The organism is Wolbachia endosymbiont (group B) of Xylocampa areola (assembly GCF_964028205.1).
Taxonomy (GTDB): Bacteria; Pseudomonadota; Alphaproteobacteria; order Rickettsiales; family Anaplasmataceae; genus Wolbachia.
The window spans coordinates 335,746-351,560 of record NZ_OZ034771.1 but is presented as its reverse complement, the minus strand read 5'-3'; the positions used below and the strand labels follow the sequence as shown (position 1 = coordinate 351,560).

The 15,815-nt window shown below is 33.8% G+C and carries 19 protein-coding genes, 2 tRNA genes and 1 pseudogene; 11 read left to right on the top strand and 11 right to left on the bottom strand.

Annotation, left to right across the window (positions count from 1 at the left end):
• Nucleotides 1–7 precede the first annotated feature (7 nt).
• Together rpsP and ABWU35_RS01635 are read right to left on the bottom strand one after the other, a co-directional pair.
• A complete protein-coding gene (rpsP, locus tag ABWU35_RS01640) occupies nt 8–322 on the bottom strand; it encodes a 30S ribosomal protein S16 (protein ID WP_006015540.1) in 315 nt (104 codons plus the stop codon).
• 134 nt (nt 323–456) lie between these two features.
• The gene (locus ABWU35_RS01635) at nt 457–2,256 is read right to left on the bottom strand and encodes a peptidylprolyl isomerase (protein WP_264685581.1); all 1,800 of its coding nucleotides are present in this window, start codon (nt 2,254–2,256) and stop codon (nt 457–459) included.
• A 189-nt stretch (nt 2,257–2,445) separates the two neighbouring features.
• On the opposite strand from ABWU35_RS01635, the pseudogene ABWU35_RS01630 reads away from it, so the two are divergent.
• The 3 genes and pseudogenes from ABWU35_RS01630 to rho all read left to right on the top strand — a co-directional run bounded on the left by ABWU35_RS01630 (nt 2,446) and on the right by rho (nt 5,528).
• Nucleotides 2,446–3,218 (top strand): annotated as a pseudogene (locus ABWU35_RS01630) (IS5 family transposase).
• A gap of 103 nt (nt 3,219–3,321) precedes the next feature.
• Nucleotides 3,322–3,927 carry a cell cycle transcriptional regulator TrcR gene (locus ABWU35_RS01625; RefSeq protein WP_007301964.1) on the top strand — a complete coding sequence of 202 codons (606 nt, stop codon included), beginning with the start codon at nt 3,322–3,324 and terminating at the stop codon, nt 3,925–3,927.
• Nucleotides 3,928–4,121: 194 nt separating this feature from the next.
• The gene (gene rho / locus ABWU35_RS01620) at nt 4,122–5,528 is read left to right on the top strand and encodes a transcription termination factor Rho (RefSeq protein ID WP_007301965.1); all 1,407 of its coding nucleotides are present in this window, start codon (nt 4,122–4,124) and stop codon (nt 5,526–5,528) included.
• Between the two features lie 265 nt (nt 5,529–5,793).
• Here the strand turns inward: rho and guaB are convergent, their stop codons facing one another.
• Nucleotides 5,794–7,281 (bottom strand): IMP dehydrogenase, encoded by a 1,488-nt coding sequence (gene guaB, locus ABWU35_RS01615; protein ID WP_012481851.1) that lies wholly within the window; start codon nt 7,279–7,281, stop codon nt 5,794–5,796.
• A gap of 123 nt (nt 7,282–7,404) precedes the next feature.
• A complete protein-coding gene (gene rsmA, locus ABWU35_RS01610) occupies nt 7,405–8,199 on the bottom strand; it encodes a 16S rRNA (adenine(1518)-N(6)/adenine(1519)-N(6))-dimethyltransferase RsmA (protein WP_019236635.1) in 795 nt (264 codons plus the stop codon).
• Nucleotides 8,200–8,276: 77 nt separating this feature from the next.
• Here rsmA and ABWU35_RS01605 point away from each other — a divergent pair.
• The 4 genes from ABWU35_RS01605 to ABWU35_RS01590 all read left to right on the top strand — a co-directional run bounded on the left by ABWU35_RS01605 (nt 8,277) and on the right by ABWU35_RS01590 (nt 11,376).
• Nucleotides 8,277–8,349, top strand: a tRNA-Thr gene (locus ABWU35_RS01605).
• A gap of 24 nt (nt 8,350–8,373) precedes the next feature.
• Nucleotides 8,374–9,084 carry a triosephosphate isomerase gene (locus ABWU35_RS01600; protein ID WP_064085403.1) on the top strand — a complete coding sequence of 237 codons (711 nt, stop codon included), beginning with the start codon at nt 8,374–8,376 and terminating at the stop codon, nt 9,082–9,084.
• Nucleotides 9,085–9,234: 150 nt separating this feature from the next.
• Complete coding sequence (locus ABWU35_RS01595) at nt 9,235–10,767, top strand: Mur ligase family protein (RefSeq protein ID WP_052264644.1); 1,533 nt, start codon at nt 9,235–9,237, stop codon at nt 10,765–10,767.
• An 18-nt stretch (nt 10,768–10,785) separates the two neighbouring features.
• Nucleotides 10,786–11,376 (top strand): COQ9 family protein, encoded by a 591-nt coding sequence (locus ABWU35_RS01590; RefSeq protein ID WP_052264643.1) that lies wholly within the window; start codon nt 10,786–10,788, stop codon nt 11,374–11,376.
• Nucleotides 11,377–11,726: 350 nt separating this feature from the next.
• On the opposite strand, the gene ABWU35_RS01585 is transcribed toward ABWU35_RS01590, so the two are convergent.
• A complete protein-coding gene (locus ABWU35_RS01585) occupies nt 11,727–11,927 on the bottom strand; it encodes an ankyrin repeat domain-containing protein (protein WP_230609266.1) in 201 nt (66 codons plus the stop codon).
• A 204-nt stretch (nt 11,928–12,131) separates the two neighbouring features.
• On the opposite strand from ABWU35_RS01585, the gene ABWU35_RS01580 reads away from it, so the two are divergent.
• The 4 genes from ABWU35_RS01580 to ABWU35_RS01565 all read left to right on the top strand — a co-directional run bounded on the left by ABWU35_RS01580 (nt 12,132) and on the right by ABWU35_RS01565 (nt 13,587).
• Entirely contained in the window at nt 12,132–12,608 is a 477-nt protein-coding gene (locus tag ABWU35_RS01580) for a transposase (RefSeq protein WP_019236989.1), read from the top strand.
• Nucleotides 12,574–12,756, top strand: a complete 183-nt coding sequence (locus tag ABWU35_RS01575; RefSeq protein WP_038227351.1) for a hypothetical protein — start codon at nt 12,574–12,576, stop codon at nt 12,754–12,756. Before ABWU35_RS01580 ends, ABWU35_RS01575 begins: the two co-directional genes overlap by 35 nt.
• Nucleotides 12,716–13,072: a transposase gene (locus tag ABWU35_RS01570; protein ID WP_007301972.1), complete on the top strand. Its 357-nt coding sequence runs from the start codon at nt 12,716–12,718 to the stop codon at nt 13,070–13,072. Before ABWU35_RS01575 ends, ABWU35_RS01570 begins: the two co-directional genes overlap by 41 nt.
• A 224-nt stretch (nt 13,073–13,296) precedes the next feature.
• The gene (locus ABWU35_RS01565) at nt 13,297–13,587 is read left to right on the top strand and encodes a hypothetical protein (RefSeq protein WP_007301973.1); all 291 of its coding nucleotides are present in this window, start codon (nt 13,297–13,299) and stop codon (nt 13,585–13,587) included.
• Here ABWU35_RS01565 and ABWU35_RS01560 read toward each other — a convergent pair.
• The 6 genes from ABWU35_RS01560 to ABWU35_RS01535 all read right to left on the bottom strand — a co-directional run bounded on the left by ABWU35_RS01560 (nt 13,584) and on the right by ABWU35_RS01535 (nt 15,766).
• Complete coding sequence (locus ABWU35_RS01560) at nt 13,584–14,012, bottom strand: hypothetical protein (RefSeq protein ID WP_007301974.1); 429 nt, start codon at nt 14,010–14,012, stop codon at nt 13,584–13,586. The genes ABWU35_RS01565 and ABWU35_RS01560 overlap by 4 nt on opposite strands.
• Nucleotides 14,013–14,150: 138 nt before the next feature.
• Nucleotides 14,151–14,222: transfer RNA gene (locus ABWU35_RS01555), tRNA-Gln, on the bottom strand.
• Nucleotides 14,213–14,548, bottom strand: a complete 336-nt coding sequence (gene cutA, locus ABWU35_RS01550; protein ID WP_007301975.1) for a divalent-cation tolerance protein CutA — start codon at nt 14,546–14,548, stop codon at nt 14,213–14,215. The genes ABWU35_RS01555 and cutA overlap by 10 nt, the downstream gene beginning before the upstream one ends.
• A 277-nt stretch (nt 14,549–14,825) precedes the next feature.
• Nucleotides 14,826–15,182, bottom strand: a complete 357-nt coding sequence (locus tag ABWU35_RS01545; RefSeq protein ID WP_007301972.1) for a transposase — start codon at nt 15,180–15,182, stop codon at nt 14,826–14,828.
• The gene (locus ABWU35_RS01540; protein ID WP_038227351.1) at nt 15,142–15,324 is read right to left on the bottom strand and encodes a hypothetical protein; all 183 of its coding nucleotides are present in this window, start codon (nt 15,322–15,324) and stop codon (nt 15,142–15,144) included. The genes ABWU35_RS01545 and ABWU35_RS01540 overlap by 41 nt, the downstream gene beginning before the upstream one ends.
• Nucleotides 15,290–15,766: a transposase gene (locus ABWU35_RS01535; protein ID WP_019236989.1), complete on the bottom strand. Its 477-nt coding sequence runs from the start codon at nt 15,764–15,766 to the stop codon at nt 15,290–15,292. The genes ABWU35_RS01540 and ABWU35_RS01535 overlap by 35 nt, the downstream gene beginning before the upstream one ends.
• Nucleotides 15,767–15,815: the final 49 nt, after the last annotated feature.

The window sequence follows — 15,815 nt, the reverse complement described above, 5'->3', positions numbered from 1 at the left end:
AGAGGACTTATGCTTCTTGCCCTTGTACTTTCTCAACTTTTTTCTTTTCTATTTTTTTCGATTCTGTTTCTAAATCTACTATGCCTTTTTTAATGAACCACATTACCCTTTCAGTTGCTTGCGCTCCTACACTTAGCCAATGTTTTAATCTATCAGCTTTTACCACAACACGATTTTTATTGTCTTTTGGCAACATTGGATCATATTGTCCTATTCTCTCAATAAAGCGCCCATCTCTTGGTGCTCGTGAGTCGGCTACAACTATCCTATAAAAAGGACGTTTCTTTGCCCCAAACCTTGCTAACCTTATTTTAACTGCCATGTCAACCTTTATTCATATATTAATTACAATTTAAATACAATAAACAGCTCAAGTCAAACTAATTGTACCTCTTTTACCTAAAAATACAATATAGCCCCCTCTAATCACTCATAAAAGGAAGATAATAAACTTTTTTATATATCATCAATCATAGCATGATTAACTTCTACTCTATACTTTGATTTTAGATAGCTAATTAACTGTTCCTTTAGCGATATCATCACACGTTTTCCGGTGTCAAGCATGTTTAATTTACCATTTGATGAATGCATTTGTTTTAGAACGCCTATTATAATTTCATTATTGTATTGAATAGGATCTGTTACCGAATTAGTTGTTTTCATATTGAAAATCTCTTCTATGAAAGAAAAAGGGTAGTTTTGTTCATTGCGTTGTATTTGCTGGCCTTTAACCAATTTTATACCTTGCATTTCTTCCAAATCTGTCTTTTCTCTTAGTTGAACTGCTACTTCTTGTCCCATTTTAAACATTCTTTCTTTTATAAATTCACTACGCCAAAGCTTTATGGCTGATTCCCTACTTTCTTCAAAATTTTGTAATTTAGGAGGAACGATATCACTGATTTTTACACCAACAACAGTATCTCCAACACCCTTAAAATAACTCTTCTGATCTTTCTCGCGTGAAAAAATGAAAGAAATGAAATCACTGGAATTTCCTACTTCATTACCACTTTGGTCTTTCCCACTAGCATCTACTGGACCAATGGTTTGTATAGGTAAATTGTAATTATTGGAGATTTCTTCAATCGTTGCACCATTGTATATCTTATAATTCACTTGATTTATGAAATCATTGACTTTTTCAAAAGACTTTTGATTGGTTAAAACTGACCTTATGTCTTTTTTTAAATCAACCAAGTCTTCATCAGAGATTTGATGTATGCTTTCTACCTTTATTACGTGCCATCCAAAATTGCTTGTTAAAACTTCACTTACTTCACCTGTTTTGAGAGCAAATACCTTTTCTCTCATATTTTCAGGTAAGAAATCCTTAGTTATATTATTTACTCTGGTTTCATCGAGTTTCACTTTATTAAACTCTTCTATTATTTGTTCAAAGCTTGCTTTACTTTCTTCAAGTGCTCTTCTTGCTATTTCAGCTTTTTCTTTGGTAGGAAATATCACATTGAATATGTCTCTTTGATTTTTAAGTTCCTGATGTTCTATTATACTATCAACCTCTTCATCTGAAATTCTGATTTGATCTTCAAAATATTTTTGATCCAGAGAAATGTATTGCGCAGTTCGATACTCAGGGTAATAAAAATTGGACTTATTTCTTTCATACAAATCAAGTAAGGCTTGATCATCTGGTTCAGGAACGTCTGTAATTGCATTCTCAGTTATTTTAACAATATCAACTACTCTAGTTTGGTAGCGATTTTTGTATATCTGCTCATCAACACTCTCACCAAAAGTTACCGGATAATTATCTTTAAATAACGAAGTCATGAACATCATTGCAGGCAGGATTTTCTCTAGTTTTTCTATATATTCCTTTTCTGTTATATGCAGGCTATTTAGAGTTTGATGGAATTTATTATGGTCAAATTCTCCTTTATCGTCCTGAAAGTACTTGGTATTTTTTATGTGGCTTTTGATAGATTCTTCTCCAACTTTTAATCCAAGTTCGCTAATTAGGTTAAACAATAGTTTTTGCTCTATAAGTGCGTTAAGTAAATCATATTTCAGCTTTTTTACTTGTTCTTTACTTACATCAGATCCAGAAATTTGCTTTTTATAATTTTGATATAGTAATTTATATTCATCTGATGTTATAACTTCCTTTCCTACTTTAGCTAATTCTTTCCTTTCATCATCATTTGATAAAAGATTGCCAATCCCCATAAAGATTAATAAGCAAACTAAAAGGAGAACGATTGCCTTGGTAAAAAAATTTCTAATACTCATTGTAAACTTAGTTAACTAACACTTAAATTTAGAATAGCAATAATTTAATATTTGTAAATCTATTAACAAATTAGCTAATATATGTAATATTGTAGTGTATTAAATTGAATGGAAGCTTATATTAACCTAAGAGCCTGTAAGTGATCTATGAATATGGTAAGATGAAGTATAGTTGATATGAGGTAAACTATGAGAAATACATATCCAAGTGACATAAGTTGTGAAAAATTCGAAAAGATTAGACTAATTTTAGAAAGCGTGCGAAAGAAAACAAAGCCAAGAAGATTAGGTTTATATGAGTTATTTTGTGGTGTGCTTTATGTACTAAAAAGTGGCTGTCAATGGCGAATGCTTCCAAAAGAGTTTCCAAGATGGCGAAATTTTTACGATTACTTCAAGAAATGGAGTAAAAAAACGAATGAAGATAGAGAAAATGTTCTAGAAATTGTCTTTAAAAAAATTGGTTGGAGAGAACAGTGGTCGAAATACCAAAACAAGCTTCTGCATCATTGATGCCCAAAGTGTAAAAAATACCGATACTGCTGAAGAAAAAGGTTATGATGCTGGCAAGAAAATTTCAGTAATAAAGCGTCATATCGCAGTTGATACACAAGGTTTGACACACGCAATTCATATAACAACGGCAGAAATAACTGATCGTAGCAGTGCTTTGACAATGGTTAAAAATGCTAAAGAAAGTCTCTCTGAAGTTAAAAACATACTGGTTGATGCAGGCTACACTGGAGAAAATTTTGCAACACAGATAAAAGTAACTATTGGTGCAACTGTTGAGGTGAAGCACCTTTGCTGTATTGCCAAAAAGATGGGTTGTTGAGAGATCTTCTTTTGCCTGGTTGGAAAAATGTAGGCGACTTTGGAAAAATTGCGAGCGTAAATTTAATACTAGCCTACAAATTTGCTTTTGCTTCTTTCCTCTTCAAAAGATTATGAACAGGTTCTAAGAGATAAGAAATATAAACCAAAAAGCCATTGGATGACAAAGTTAATGCTTTTTTAGTTTTAATGGTTTATATTTTATTTCTATAACAGCAAAGGAATATTAAAATGGGAGATGTTTTTTCGATGTCAATGGAATCTTCTAAAGACAATAAAGATAGAAATGAACAATTTCTCATGCAAGTAGCTGCTTGGTTGGTTGATAACACTAGCTTAACTTTTGATCAAATAGCACAATGTTGCAAGTTATCCCTTGAAAAAGTACAAGACATAGCTGATGAGGAAATAGAAGTTGAAAAGTATGACCCTATTATTTCTGAAATAATTACTGAAAAAGAAATCGATAATTGCAAAAAAAATCCAAATCGTGTACCAAATTTGATTATAAAAAATATGAAAAAAAGGGCAAAGACGATTAGCTTTCTTGCCTTTGCTTCCACAGCAAGGCGTAGAGATAAACCTAATGCGATTTATTATTTGGTAAAAAAATTTCCTATCTTGAACAATAATGTAATAGCTAAGCTAGTTGGTACAACAAATTACACAGTTGAGCAGGTAAGAGATAGATCTCATCATAACATACTCAATATCAAACCTCAAGATCCTGTACTACTTGGTTTATGTAGCCAGGAAAATTTAGAAGCGGAAGTAGAAAAAGCGAAAGTAGAAGAAGAGAAGAAACAAAGATTAAAAAATATAAATAATAGCTATTGATGATTCTCAAATTCTTGTACTTTGTTAATATTAAATTGACTTGACTTGTTAGTTTTTATCAGTATAATGCAAGTAAAGTATCTAGTTTAATAATAATTAAGTCTAAATACGCACTGAAAACTAGCTCAGCCTAATTTATTGTTTTATATTCACATTTTAGGTTAGTAAGCATCAATTAAAATTTTTGGAGGATTATGACAACAATCAATGAAGATGTCTTAGCAAAAGGAGGGGTTGTAGGTCAACCTGAAAAAAGCGAACAAATTCATAATGCTGACGCAGTAAAACAAATGACCAGTGAAGGTGCTGAAAAAAACAAGAAAACATTGGACCTGAGCGAATTGAAAGAGAAAACAGCAGAAGAATTGTTAGAGCTAGCTGAAGAAAGAAAAATTTCAACTAGTGGTAAAGGCAATGGCAGGATGCTAAAACAGGAAATGATATTCAGTTTAATGAAGAAAATGAGTGAAGAAGGAGGCATAACCACAGGAAGTGGAGTAGTGGAAATATTGCCTGATGGTTTTGGTTTCTTACGTTCATCAAGTGCAAATTATGCTCCAAGTACCGATGATGTTTATATTTCCAATGGCCAAATAAAGAAGTTTAATTTACGTACAGGAGATATGGCATGTGGAGAAATAAGGCCACCTGGTGATAAAGAAAGATATTTTACTTTAACTAAGGTTCAAAGTATAAACTCTACTGAAATCAGTGAATTAAGAAAGTACGTCCATTTTGATAATTTGCTTCCGCTTTATCCTGAAAAAAGCCTCATCCTTGAAAACAACAGTAGCGGAGATAATAAAAAAGATATAAACATGCGTGCTGTAGATATAGTTACACCTCTTGGAAAAGGACAAAGAGCATTGATAGTTGCTCCACCTCGTACAGGAAAAACGATATTGCTTCAGCAAATGGCTCACTCTATAGCTACAAATCATCCTGAAATAGAACTAATAGTATTACTTATAGATGAAAGACCCGAAGAGGTGACAGATATGATACGCTCTGTAAAGGGTGAAGTGGTAAGCTCTACATTTGATGAACCTGCCTACCGTCATGTCCAACTTGCTGAAATAGTAATAGAAAAAGCTAAAAGAATGGTTGAACACAAAAAAGATGTAGTGATTTTGCTTGATTCTATAACTCGTCTTGCACGTGCTTATAATGCAGTCATTCCTTCGTCTGGAAAGGTTCTAACCGGCGGTGTAGATTCAAATGCGCTGCAAAGACCAAAACGCTTTTTTGGAGCAGCTCGTAATATTGAAAATGGTGGTTCTTTGACAATCATCGCTACAGCCCTTATAGAAACTGGTTCAAAAATGGATGATGTTATTTTTGAAGAGTTTAAAGGCACAGGTAATGCTGAAATTATACTAGATAGAAAACTTGCTGATAAACGTATATTCCCTGCTATTGATATTACAAAATCCGGAACAAGGAAGGAAGAGCTATTAGTTGATAAGGCCATACTAAATAAAATATGGGTATTGCGTAGGATACTTAACCCTATGGGATCTGTTGAAGCAATGGAGTTTTTACGTGACAAATTACTTTTAACAAAGAGCAATGCTGACTTTTTTAACTCCATGAATCACTAAAAGTAAGCCAATTCTGATGGAGCAAAAAAGCAAAGCTCTCTTATAGCTAAAATAATTTGGATTTATCAAAATATATTAAGCTGGCAATCTACCTTAAGTTGCTATTCCAACTTATAGCACTGATTTTGATCAAAAATTTTATGTAGTCAGTTTATTTACAATCGATTTTCCAGTGTCAGCCACTTAGATGACATCTTTTTGACTCTTAATATTAATATCAATTGTGTACCAGTGTTGAAATGACCCACTCAAAAGGGGATTGTATTTACTCTGAATCAGATGATAAATTAGATGCTTGGTAAGCGTAATTTGGAGCTTCCTGTGTAATGATTATATCATGAGCATGACTTTCTCTTAACCCTGATGAAGTAATAGTGACAAATTTGCAGTTTTTTTTCATCTCTTCTATATTACGGTTGCCAGTGTAACCCATTGCAGCTTGCAACCCACCAATTAACTGACAGATCACTCCTGAAGCTGGACCTTTAAAAGGAACTCTTGCTTCTACTCCTTGTGGGACTAAATCAAGTTTTGAATCTTGAAAATAACGGCTAGCTGACCCTCGTTTCATTGCACTAATAGATCCCATTCCTCGATATTCCTTATATGCTCTACCCTTATACATGATAATCTCACCTGGGCTTTCCTCAGTACCAGCAAAGATTGAACCTATCATCACAGTATCAGCACCAGCTGCAATAGCTTTTGCAACATCTCCCGAATATTTTATTCCACCATCAGCAATTAGTCTGACGTTTTTTGTTTTACAAACCTCTGCAATATTCTTGATCGCAGAGAATTGTGGCATACCAACGCCTGTAACTATTCTGGTAGTACAAATTGATCCTGGCCCTATTCCAACTTTCACTGCATCAACACCAGCATCAATCAACGCTTCAGCAGCCTCCTTTGTTGTAATATTTCCGCCGATTAATTGCGTATTCGGATACATCTTTTTTATTTCCTTAATAGTGCTGATAACGTTCTCGGAATGACCGTGAGCGGTATCTACAATAACCACATCAACTTCTTCTTCGACCAAAGCTTCACATCTTTCTATACCGTCTTTTTTACCAGTACCAATTGCAGCGGCAACTCTGAGTCGACCTTTACTGTCTTTACATGAATTTGGATATCTATTGTATTTTTCGATGTCTTTAACTGTGATTAGACCTATGCAACAAGAATTTTCATCAACAACCAAAAGCTTCTCTATTCTATTTGCATGCAACAATTTCATTGCTGAGGCGCTATTTACTGCCTGCTCTCGAACTGTTACTAACTTATCTTTTGTCATTACCTCGGAAACTTTTATATTCATGTTCTGGTCTTCAATAAACCTCACATCTCGATTAGTTAAAATTCCCACTAACTTGCGTTGATCAACTACAGGAATGCCGGAATAATTATACTCTCTCATTAATGAAACTGCTTCTGCAACTGTTTTATCTGGGGAAATTGTAATTGGGTTATACACGATCCAGCTTTCATATTTTTTCACCCTTCTTACTTCTAACACTTGTTCATCTATTGATAAATTCTTATGTATGCAACCTATTCCACCATGTTGGGCAATAGCTATTGCAAAGCCTGATTCAGTGACAGTGTCCATTGCAGAGGATATGAGAGGGATATTTAGTTCTATATTATTTGTTAGATAAGTTCTTGTGTCTGCATCACGAGGCAATACATCAGAATAGGCCGGTAAGAGAAGTACATCGTCAAACGAATAACAAGCTTCCATTTTTTTCATATGCTTTATTTAAAGCTTATACGCCAATTAATGAAATTGCAATAGAGCTTTTGCAAAATTAGCCTGGCTCCAGCTATTTTTAGATCAAAATAGGATAGAAGAGGTATGTAGCTCCTAATATATTTATCGCATAATTATATTATTTGCTAGCAAACAGAACTGCTCAATAGTTAAGCTTTCTGGACGTTCGTCTCCACTCAGTTTAGCATTCTCAAGAGTAGTTGAGACATCACTAGTTATACTTTGCAAGCTATTTCTCAGCATCTTTCTTCTTTGAGCGAACACAGCACGTGTTAGCTTTGTTAAGGTTTCTAAATTTACTGCAAATCTTGGAGTGGGTAAAGGTTTTACTGTAATTACTGAAGAATATACTTTTGGTCTTGGAAAAAATTCCTTAGGTTCAATATCAAATTCCTTTTTTATGTCGCATAGTAACTGGCTTAGCACTGATAGGGAACCATAATCTTTAGAATTAGGTTCTGCTGTAATACGCTCTGCTACCTCCTTTTGGAACATTAACGTCAAATTCGTAAAAAATTTTATATTATTTAACCACTTTAAAAATAACGCTACTGAGATATTGTAAGGCAAGTTAGCAATGACTTTGACTGGACATTCTACCAGCTCTTTTTCTACAACATTAAGTGCATCTGCTTCTATAATTCTATATTTTCCCTGATGCTCATTTAGCAATTGTTCGTGATGTTTCACTAAACTACTATCTTTTTCTATAGAAAGTAGAAACTTTGGATTATATGCCAATATTTCTCTTGTTAACGCACCATACCCAGGACCAATTTCAATAACATTAAAATCTTTCAGGCTACCAGCTAAGGCAACTATTCTTTTTATTATCTCATTCGATAAAATAAAATTTTGCCCTAGACTCTTTTTTGGCTTCAGTAAAAATTTTTTCATATGATCTTAGTATGCAGTATTTTAAAAATTAGTTGACGAAAATTCATCAATAATTGTATATTGTCAGTGTATTTAATGCCGGCTTAGCTCAATTGGTAGAGCAACTGACTTGTAATCAGTAGGTTGTCAGTTCAAGTCCGACAGCCGGCACTCTCATTCATATAAGAAAAATTGATGTCTTTTTTAATAGTAGCAAATTGGAAAATGAATGGAACACGTTCTTCATTTGTTGACTTTATAGGCAAACTTAACAACAAGAGCAACGAAATTACCTCTAAATTAGTAATTTGCCCTCCTTTTACATCATTTCCAAGCAATATAGAGTTGAACAACAATATTAAAATAGGAGGACAGAATTGCCATCATAAAGAGTTCGGTTCTTACACAGGTGAAATTAGTGCAGGAATGTTGAAGGAACTAGGATGTAGTTACGTAATACTTGGACATTCTGAAAGGGCTCATGAAAAAGATAGTGAAATAAAACTTAAATCGAAAACAGCAATAGAATCAGGATTACACCCAATCATCTGTGTAGGTGAAAACTCAGAAGATTATAAAAATAAAAAAACAAAAGAAGTAATAGAATATCAATGCAAAAACCGTTTGCCAACACAAGGTGAATATACCATAGCATACGAACCGATATGGGCAATAGGAACAGGAAATGTGCCAAATAATGACGCAATTGCTGAGGTGATAGAGATAATAAAATTGTGTACTGGTAAAAAACACATTATATATGGTGGCTCAGTCAGCTCAGAAAATATAGGAAACTTGCTCAGTATTCCAAATCTATTGGGAGTTTTAATTGGTAGTGCAAGCTTAGATTTTGATCACTTTTATCAAATTATACAACAAGTCGAGAAAAAACTTTCTCTTAATTAATTCTAAAGGATAAATACTCTTATTGTCATGGCAAGGGAGCTGGCAAAATGTGTCAAGGAGTTTTCTATTGGCTAAGGTTGTGACAATAAAGTTAAGCACTGCCAAAAACTATGGAAGAAGTCATTATAATTTGTATTATATCTTTATAAAATGGTTCGCATAAGTTATCTAGAAGTGCAACTAAACAAATACAAAAATCAAAGTGTTGCGGTTTTCGGCCTTGGTAAAACTGGTTTGTCCGTTATTAATGCTCTAACAAAAAGCAGTGCAAAAATATATGCATGGGATGATAATAAAGAGCAAATAGCAAATGCAAAAAAGATATATAAAGAGTGTAACTTTACTCATCCCAATGAGTATAATTGGCATGAGATAAGCACACTAATTTTGAGCCCTGGAGTGCCAATACCAACGCATTGGGTAGTAAAACTTGCAAGAAGCTTTGACTGCAAAATAAAATCAGACATTGAGCTATTTCTTGAAACTAAAACTACAAATCAGAAGGTTATAGGCATTACAGGAACAAATGGCAAATCAACCACCACGTCACTAATAGGGCACATATTAAAATCCACAGGGAAAAAAGTAGCTATTGGCGGGAATTTAGGTGTGCCTATTTTGGATTTAGAAAGAGATGCAGAAATTTATGTAATTGAATTCTCCTCTTTTCAATTGGAGCTAATAAATAAAATTAATGTAGACATTTCTGTATTGCTAAACATCACACCAGACCACATAGATAGACATGGAAGTATGAATAACTACATAGCAACTAAATTAAAACTGATAAACAGTAGCAAGATTGCCGTGATAGGATGTGATAACAAAATTACCGCTGATGTATTCAATAAATTCACTGGGAACAAAATTCCAATTTCAGTAACATATTCCCTGGTGTCATTCCAGCGCGTGACCAGAAAAGAAAAACCATTGCCAACTACCCAGATGACAGAGGGTAGTGCAAGAGATCTAATATCATTGGCAGATAACAATTTGCTTGATTATAGTGAACAGATTACTGGTATAGATCGAAATTATCTGGATCCCAGTGTCAGCTACTTGGATGACAAAAGGAGTGCTGAGATTCAGGAGATCTCGCTAAAACTAGAGAATCACAACTTATCAATGAGTGATATGAAAGTAAACCTAGTATCCAATGTAGAAAATATAGTAGCTGCACACGCTGTGTGCAAGTTACTTGGAGTAGATAGCAGCACTATTGTCAATGAAATCAAATCCTTTCCAGGGCTAAGACACAGAAATGAATTTCTTGGCAAAATACATAATGTACTTTTTATCAACGATAGCAAAGCAACCAATGCAGAATCGACCGAAAAGGCAATTTTATCTTATAAAAACATATACTGGATTGTTGGCGGAAAAAGCAAAAAAGGCGGAATAGAATCATTAAGCAAGCATTTCACCAAGATTAGAAAAGCTTTTCTTATTGGAGAATCAACTGAAGTTTTTGCAAACATTATGGAGAACAAAATAGATTATATGAAGTGCTATAATCTAGAAAACGCATTTAAACTGGCTTTTGAAGAGGCCATAAATAGCAAAGAAGAAGTAGCGATATTACTTTCTCCTGCATGTTCTTCTTTTGATCAGTGGAAAAATTTTGAAGAGCGCGGTGAAGCATTTTGCAGAATGTTTGAAAATCTCAGGTATAATTATATGTGATGTTTAGTATAATATTGTATGGAACAAAAGTTAATAGTAGATGAGCTGATTAAGGTTGTTCCATTTGAAGGAATAAGTGATGCAACCTTATTGAAAGTGTGCACGAACCTTAACCTAGCCAATAGTTTTTGTAAATTTCAAAATGGAATATATAGTGCTTTGGAGTACATAGCAGAGGACTTAAATAGCTCAATGGAAACTGAACTTTGGAATTCCAATTTAGAAGATATGAAGGTAAGAGAGCGGATAAAGTTAGCTGTCCAAATACGCCTTTCAAACTATGCTAAGTTACAAAATTACAGAGAGTTTTTAAAAAATGTTTTATCATTCTCTATATTACCCCAAAATACATATTTTTCTAGTAAACTCTTGTACAGAACTGTTAGCGCGATTTGGTATGGCATTCATGATCAATCAACAGATTTTAACTACTATACAAAAAGAGCAATATTAGCTGGAGTGTACTTAAGTACGATACTTTTTTTTATCAATGATTATTCAGAAGATTTTGCAGATACCCTGTCGTTTCTTGACAAACGTATCAACAATGTCATGACATTTCAAAAGTTTAAAACCCGTTTGAATAGAATGGTAAGAAACTTCTTATAGCCTCTTTACTTATACGAGTTACTCGTATTTATACCTAAAGCTGCCTTGATTTTTATGTTAAGATAATTGAACATCCACTAACAGTGAGCTTAACAAAGAACTTGATTGAAAGCAATACATTAGAAAGTAGTTTTGCTGGAAACTTGAAGTAGACAGAATTGGTACACATAAAGCTGATCCATGTACAAAAGTATCTGTTCAGATACACGACTAATGCTGTGTGATCCATAGAGGTTATTATAATAAGAATGTAAGATCAAATAGAAATTTGGATTTGCAGTAGTTTATAGACCTTATTACAATTGCAAAGGATAAATTCTAGGGTTAAACTACGTCTGAGTTGGATAAAACTATACAAAATGACTACTTTTAGCAGCAAACATTAGAGCAGTTTTTCCAAGAGAAGTTTTTTCATAGTCAAAATGAGGTAGACTAAGAGTACTAACTACATAATTAACACCTGCGTTTGCTATTTCTACTAAGTATTTTACTACATCCAAGTGACCTGCTTGAGCAGCATCAAGTAAAAAGAGTGGAGCAACTATCTCCATGAGGCTTCTTTTGCCTTTTTTTGCTTGCTTAATATTTATAGCTAAAGCTTCAGGGTGTCATTTCAGTGCGTGACGCAGAGATGTAGGGAGATTGAAGATCAGTGCTTGACACTGGAATGGCTTTGTTGCACCACTCAAGGAAAGAACAGGCAGTTACTGATGGAATTTGTTATAAAATAGATATTTAGCCGACAAAGGAAAAATATGCCAATAAGAATGAAAGTCAGTAACTGCAATGAATATAACAAATTTCTTCAAGAAAGGGGAAATGTTTTTCATTATATCAACGATGCCATTGAAAATTGGTACGAAAATAGTCCAAAAGTAGCAGGTGGCAACAATGTCTACAGCGACAAAGTAGTGATTCTAATTCACATAATAACCTATCTATTCAGGATTGGTCTTAGGCAAACAGTGGGATTTATAGAGAAATATCTTGAGCAAATAGGGAAAATTTTGCAAATTATCAGCTATTCGCAGGCTTCAAGAAGGTTTAAAAAGCTTAATATCAAAATCAACGACTGCAGAGTTGATAAGAACGATATGGAAGATATTGAAATTGCTATAGATAGTACAGGTATCAGCATCTACAATAATATTCCAGGCCATAGTAAGGCAAATGGTACAGATAGAAAGTATCGCCGCTATGAGCAAACAAGATGTAATGCTAGAGATAGGTAGTAAAAAAGTTATAGCTGCAAAATACAGTAGTGGAGTTTATTCCGACCACTATGGAGCCTGTGATCTTATTGAAAGAGTGGATACCAAGTATAACATAAGCACGATATATGCAGATAGATCGAAAGAAGTTATACAAACTGTGCGATGAGCTTGACATAAAGACAAGGATTCCTCCGCAAAATAATGCAGTAGAGCATCCAAAGTTGGATTATATGAATGAGAGAAATTCTACAATCAAGCTCATAAAGTCATATGATGAAGATGGTATGAAGAGGTGGAAAAAAGAGATAAATTATTGGAAGAGATCTTATATAGAAAGTTTTTTCTCGCGACTGAAGCAAATATTTGGATTTAGTTTTAGGAATAAATCTGAGATTAATCGTGAGAAGGAACTGCTACTCAAGTGTTATTTGCTTAACAAATTTACTGAAATAGGCATGGCTAAGTTTGATATAGCTTCATGAATTTATTATACATTACCCACTATCCGAAGAGCTGTGCAACAAAGCCATCCCAGCTCGGATAACAAGAAAAGAAGCACTGGTTTCACATAGATCTGAACAGATATAATTTCTTAAACATTTATAGCTCACATAAAACCCGGTCTGACTGTCATAAAGGCTACTCATTGCAGCAGACAACTTTCGCACTACTTCAAATTCTAATTTTCAACTTAAAGAGGTACGTAATGTCAAATAACTTCAATTTCAAAGAATTTTTTCACCATCACGAAGCAAATAGCACTTTAGATGATATACAAAGGTACTGCATACTGTGGCAATCAGTGATATCACAGGCAATGATTGATGCAGCAAGTAACTGTAAAAAAACAGAAAGCTTGGTAGAGAAACGTAAAGCAATTTCCTGGCTATCAGACTTCAGTCAAGATTTTGTTGAAACATGTATACTGGCTGATTGCGATCCATTATACGTAAAAAACAAAATACAGCCAATTCTAAAAAAGATAAAGCCCTTTTAATGAGGTTTACCCCTCTCACCAAGAAAAATATCATTTAATCTTTTTTCTATAGCTTCATCTATATCTTGGATTAATAGCTGCTTTATCATATTCACTTTCCGTTTTGCCTCTTGAAGATTATTGTTACCGTAACTGTTCTTATTACTATAACCATAACTACTGCCATTTGGTTTATTACTCATTTTTCTTCTTGTGCTGAGTATCTGAACTATCTTCTCCTTGAAAAAAGACTTCCAGCCTGTGCCAGAAAATAATTTGTAGAGAAAATGCGGAGTAAGAAACGCTACTAATATTCTAATAGAAACTCCATAACCCAAATCATCTCTATTTTCATAATACCATTTTAAATATTGATACAAATGGTAAAATGCATTTTTGAAAGAGCTAAACTCTACAGCATACCAAAAGCCACTGGTGAGAAACATGAGCATAATGCTCGATGTATAAAGATACAGAGTGAAAAGAAATAGCTTGACAACTATATCTTTCAAGCTGCCCAGTATATAATTAAATAACCTTAATTTATAAAAAAGTGATATCATTTCACGCACACTTTAATAAAGCTGGGGTGGAAGGATTCGAACCTTCGCGTGGCGGTATCAAAAACCGCTGCCTTACCACTTGGCTACACCCCAATATTGTTTATATCAATAACATTATTAACCCAATTAGTAAAAGATTTATTCGCTTTTCCTATGGGTATTATCACAACGGCTGGTTGATCATAAGAATGCATTGCCTCGATTTTTTCTACAATCTTATCAGTCTGATCATTCCTGCTCTTCATAATTGCCACTATTTCACAATTACTATTAATTTTACCTTCCCATAAATACAGAGAATTTACTTTGGGAAATATATTTACACATGCAATTAACTTCTCGTTTAACAATTCTTCAGAAATAGTCTTAGCCTCTTTCAGGTTTGAAAAAGTTATATAGACTAAAACTAAGTTGCTCATTAATCGCTACATAAATGCATTTTTACTATACTCTACTTAGATTTATTCATCAAGAGAAAATAGGAGAGACCTCTTCAGTGCTTGACACATAGAAATTGAAGATGTCATTTAGTAGCTCTCCCCTTGTCATCCCAGTAGTTCTCCTCTTGTCATGCAAGTAGCTATCCAGCCTTTCTTACCAACAAAAACTTAGCATAACTTTTGTTCTCAAAAAATTTCTGGATTCCAGTGGGCTTTGTTGCACAGCTCTTCGGATAGTGGGTAATGTATAATAAATTCATGAAGCTATATCAAACTTAGCCATGCCTATTTCAGTAAATTTGTTAAGCAAATAACACTTGAGTAGCAGTTCCTTCTCACGATTAATCTCAGATTTATTCCTAAAACTAAATCCAAATATTTGCTTCAGTCGCGAGAAAAAACTTTCTATATAAGATCTCTTCCAATAATTTATCTCTTTTTTCCACCTCTTCATACCATCTTCATCATATGACTTTATGAGCTTGATTGTAGAATTTCTCTCATTCATATAATCCAACTTTGGATGCTCTACTGCATTATTTTGCGGAGGAATCCTTGTCTTTATGTCAAGCTCATCGCACAGTTTGTATAACTTCTTTCGATCTATCTGCATATATCGTGCTTATGTTATACTTGGTATCCACTCTTTCAATAAGATCACAGGCTCCATAGTGGTCGGAATAAACTCCACTACTGTATTTTGCAGCTATAACTTTTTTACTACCTATCTCTAGCATTACATCTTGTTTGCTCATAGCGGCGATACTTTCTATCTGTACCATTTGCCTTACTATGGCCTGGAATATTATTGTAGATGCTGATACCTGTACTATCTATAGCAATTTCAATATCTTCCATATCGTTCTTATCAACTCTGCAGTCGTTGATTTTGATATTAAGCTTTTTAAACCTTCTTGAAGCCTGCGAATAGCTGATAATTTGCAAAATTTTCCCTATTTGCTCAAGATATTTCTCTATAAATCCCACTGTTTGCCTAAGACCAATCCTGAATAGATAGGTTATTATGTGAATTAGAATCACTACTTTGTCGCTGTAGACATTGTTGCCACCTGCTACTTTTGGACTATTTTCGTACCAATTTTCAATGGCATCGTTGATATAATGAAAAACATTTCCCCTTTCTTGAAGAAATTTGTTATATTCATTGCAGTTACTGACTTTCATTCTTATTGGCATATTTTTCCTTTGTCGGCTAAATATCTATTTTATAACAAATTCCATCAGT